This is a genomic window from Neoroseomonas rubea (assembly GCF_016106015.1).
GTDB lineage: Bacteria > Pseudomonadota > Alphaproteobacteria > Acetobacterales > Acetobacteraceae > Neoroseomonas > Neoroseomonas rubea.
The window spans coordinates 1-4139 of record NZ_JACADQ010000365.1 but is presented as its reverse complement, the minus strand read 5'-3'; the positions used below and the strand labels follow the sequence as shown (position 1 = coordinate 4139).

3 protein-coding genes are annotated in these 4139 nt (G+C 72.5%); 1 reads left to right on the top strand and 2 read right to left on the bottom strand.

What is annotated here, in order from left to right; genetic code table 11:
- Positions 1 to 677: UdgX family uracil-DNA binding protein (locus tag HW577_RS21865; RefSeq protein ID WP_232475144.1), on the top strand; the 677-nt coding region annotated here is incomplete at its 5' end.
- Between the two features lie 109 nt (positions 678 to 786).
- Here the strand turns inward: HW577_RS21865 and HW577_RS21860 are convergent.
- Both HW577_RS21860 and hrcA read right to left on the bottom strand, forming a co-directional pair.
- On the bottom strand, positions 787 to 2598 hold the full coding sequence (locus HW577_RS21860; protein WP_198378231.1) for an amidohydrolase: 1812 nt from the start codon (positions 2596 to 2598) through the stop codon (positions 787 to 789).
- A gap of 253 nt (positions 2599 to 2851) precedes the next feature.
- A complete protein-coding gene (gene hrcA, locus HW577_RS21855) occupies positions 2852 to 3925 on the bottom strand; it encodes a heat-inducible transcriptional repressor HrcA (protein ID WP_198378230.1) in 1074 nt (357 codons plus the stop codon).
- Positions 3926 to 4139 lie beyond the last annotated feature (214 nt).

Below are 4139 nucleotides of genomic sequence, written 5' to 3'. Positions count from 1 at the left end.
CGCGCCTGCTGGCGGCCGAGAGCGGCCAGCGCGCGGCGGAGGAACGGCCTGCGCCGCGCGATGCCCGCGACGCCGCGCTCGCCGCGTTGCGCGCGCGGCTGCTGGCGGACACGACGCTGCCGCTCGCCGAAGCGGCGACCCAGGCGGTGTTCGGCGAAGGCTCCGTCGATGCGCCGCTGATGCTGGTAGGCGAGCAACCGGGCGACGAGGAAGACCTCGCCGGCCGCCCCTTCGTCGGCCCCGCCGGCAGGCTGCTGGATGCCGCGCTGGCCGAGGCGCGGATCGACCGCGCGCGGCTGTACGTCACGAACGCGGTCAAGCACTTCAAGTATGCCCCGCAGGGGCGCCGGCGCCTGCACCAGCGCCCGGACACCAGCGACATCGCGCACTATCGCCCCTTCTTGCTCGAGGAGATCGCGCTGGTGCGCCCGCGCCTCGTGCTCGCCATGGGCGTCACCGCAGGCCAGGCGCTGACGGGCGATGCGCGCGTGACGCTGTCGGGCCTGCGGGGTGCGACGCACAACCTGCGCTGCGGCACGCCGATGCGCGCGACGGTGCACCCCGCCTATCTGCTGCGGCTGCCCGAGGGCGAGGGCCAGCGGCGCGAAAGGGCGATGTTCGTCGAGGATCTCTGTGACGCGGCGGCTTATGCCGGCATCAGCACGTCCGGCCGATGAGACGGCGCCTGATCGTCATCGCACGTCGCCACGGGCATGGTGAGGATCGAGCATGGTTGCCAGGGCAGCGCAACGACGGCGCGGCTGTCTCCGCACGTCGCCCTGCCGTTCACGCGCGATGGACGCTCACGCCCTCCTTCATCGTCTCGGTGATCTTCAGTTCCGCCAGGCGCTCCGGTTCGACCGCCATCGGGTTATCCGACAGCATGACGAAATCCGCGAGCTTGCCGGCTTCGATCGAGCCCTTCGACGCTTCCTCGAAATGCTGGTGGGCTGCCCAGATGGTCATCGCCTTCAACGCGATGGGCACCGGCACGCGGTGGCGCGGGCCGATGATGTCGCCGCTGCGCGACCGCCGCGTCACCGTGGCACTCAGCACGCGCATCGAATCGGGCCTGGCCACCGGCGCGTCGTGATGCGAGGTGAACATCATGCCCCGGCTCATGAGCCAGCCGGTCGGCGAGATGTTCTCCGCACGCTCCGGCCCCAGCACGGAGTCGCGGTGCCAGTCGCCCCAATAGAAGGTGTGCATCGGAAACAGCGCGGGGAAGATGCCGAGCTCCCGCAGCGCGTCCACCTGGTCCTCGCGCAGCGTGTGGCCGTGGATCAGCACCGGCCGGCGGTCGCCCGGCCCGTGCCGCCGAGTCGCCTCCCGCGCCGCGGCGATCATCAGGTCGATCGCCGCATCGCCGCCGGCATGCGCCAGGATCTGCCAGCCGCGCTCGTAGCAGCGCGAGAAGGCCTCGATCGTGGCGTCGGTCGGCGCGGTCTGCAGCCCGCGATAGTCCGGCGGCAGCCCCGCGGGGATGACGTGGTAGGGGCGCGAGAGCCAGGCCGTCTTGCCCTGCGGCGAGCCGTCGAGCGAGATCTTCGCGCCGCCGATCCGCAGCCGGTTGCGATACGCCCGCCGGTGCAGCGCCCCGCCCAGCTGGTCGCCGGCGCCGAGGATGTCGGGATAGGCGACCACGTCCACCGCGAGCAGGCCGCGCTCGGCCGCCTTGGCGAGATTCGCCATGGTCGGGCCCATGGCGCGGCCCTCCTGGCAGGTGGTGTAGCCGAAGGAGGCGTAGAACTCCGACCCCGCGCGGATCATCGACAGCCACGCCGCCTCGTCGAGGGCGCCGAGCAGCGGTCCGGCCGCGGCGATCATCGCGTTCTCCTCCATCACGCCGTTCGGCTCGCGCGATCCCTCCCGGCGACGGAACACGCCGCCGGTCGGATCGGGCGTCGCGGCGCCGATGCCGGCCTTCTCGAGCGCCTTCGAATTCGCCGCGGCGAGGTGGGAGGAGGTGTGGATGATCAACACCGGAACCTCGGTCGAGACCTGGTCCAGTTCGTCGCGCGTCGGGTGGCGCTGCTCCTTCAGCTGGCTGTCGTCGTAGCCGAAGCCGAAGATCAGCCCGTAGCGCCGCACCGCGGCCTCGTTGCGCTGCGCCCATTCGCGCAGGATGCGGATCAGCGCGGCGATGTCGTTGCCTTCGCCATCGGGCGCGGCCAGCAGGTTGGCGCCGACCGCCTGCAGCCCGACCATCACGACATGGCCGTGCGGGTCAACGAAGCCGGGCAGCATCGTCCGCCCGCCGAGGTCCAGCATCCGCGTACCGGGGCCGCGCGTCGCCTCGACCTGCGCGCGCGACCCGACCGCCAGGATGCGGCCGCCGCGGATCGCCACCGCCTCGGCCGTCGGCATCGCATCGTTCATCGTCAGGATCGGGCCGCCGAAATGAATCGCCTCCGCCTCGCCCGTCGCCGGTCCGGGCGTCTGCGCGGCGGCGCAGCGGAACAGGCCGGGCCCGAGTGCAGCACCCGCCACGCCGGCCGTGAGGCGACCCATGCCGCCGAGCACGCCGCGTCGGCCCAGTGGCGCGCCAGCCCGCACCTGCGACAGGGAGGCCCCGAACGGGCTGCAGGCGATGCACATGCTTGACGTTCCTCTCGGTCGATCATCCCGGCACAAGATTTGTTGCGTTCAAAGTGCCCGGGTCGCGCGGGGGGGGAAGCCTGCGCGCAAAACGCGGCGCATCGACGAGGTTGCCATCGCGGCGCCGCAGGCGGGCTCAGCCGGGCTCCGGTGATCGGCCCGCTTCAGCCGGCGCGCTGCCGCTGGCCTGCGGCACGATCCGATGAGGCTGGATCCGCATGGTCAGCCTTCATGCATCGGGACCGGTCCTGCCTCAGCCGAGCAGCCGCCCGATCACCCGCGCCGTGTAGTCCACCACCGGGATCACCCGGCCGTAGTTGATCCGCGTCGGCCCGATCACGCCGATCGCACCCACGATCCGCTCCTGCCCGTTGCGGAAGGGGGCCACCACCATCGACAGCCCCGCGCTGTCGAACAGCCCGCTCTCGGCGCCGATGAAGATCTGCACGCCTTCGCCGCGCTGCGCGAGGTCGAGCAGGCGCAGCATCGTCTCCTGCTGCTCCAGCCGCTCGAACAGCCGCTTGATCTCGCTGACACGCGCCGCCTGGTCGATCGTCTCCAGCAGCCGCGCCTGGCCGCGCACGATCAGCGACCCGCCCTGCCCGCCCGACCAGGTGGCGAGCCCCGCCTCGATCACCTGCTGCGTCAGCGCATCGAGCGCGGTGCGGTTGGCCGCGACCTCCCCGGCGATGACGCCGCGCGCTTCGTCGAGCGTCCGGCCCGCGAGCCGCGCGTTCAGGTAGTTCGACGCATGCTGCAGGGCTGAGGGCGGCAGCCCGGGCGGCACCTCGATGACACGATTCTCCACCTGCCCGTCATCATGCACCAGCACGACCAGAGCGCGCCCTGGGCCGAGGGCCACGAACTCGATATGCCGCAGCGCCCCTTCGGATGTGGGCGCGACGACGAGCCCCGCCGCGCCGGCGAGGCCCGAGAGCATCTGCCCGGCCTCCCCCAGCGTTTCCTGCAGCGAGCGGCCCGAGGCGGCGCAGCGCGCTGAGATCGCGTCGCGCTCCTCCTCCCCCAGCGCGCCGAATTCGAGCAGCCCGTCCACGAACAGCCGCAGCCCGCGTTCGGTCGGCAGCCGGCCCGCCGAGGTATGCGGCGCATAGAGCAGCCCGGCATCCTCGAGGTCGGCCATGGCATTGCGGATGGTGGCCGGCGACAGGCCGAGCGGAAGCCGGCGCGAGAGCGTGCGGGAGCCGACCGGTTCCCCGGTCTCGACATAGGTCTCCACCAGCTCGCGAAGGATCAGCGCGCTGCGGGAATCAAGGCCCGCCAGGGTCGCCCCCGCCGGACCGGGAGGAAGGATTGGAGTCGTTCCCATCTCTCGGCATGTTGTCGGGTCGTCACGGGAGGCTAGGGAGCGCCTCGACCCGCGTCAACGCCCATCTCCCGCGGGATTCCGCGCGCGAAGCCCCCGCCGCGCGCGGGTGCCCGGGCCGCCGGGCGGGCGGTCAGAAGCGCCGGTCGAAGCGGTCCTCCCGCCGGTCGCGCACTTCGCGGCGGCGCTCGCGCCGGTCCTCCCGCCGGTCGCGCCA

What these genes read in the sequence shown, in the direction of transcription:
- hrcA (WP_198378230.1), bottom strand. Translation starts at nt 3,925, where the DNA reads ATGGGAACGACTCCAATCCTTCCTCCCGGTCCGGCGGGGGCGACCCTG.
- HW577_RS21860 (WP_198378231.1), bottom strand. Translation starts at nt 2,598, where the DNA reads ATGTGCATCGCCTGCAGCCCGTTCGGGGCCTCCCTGTCGCAGGTGCGG.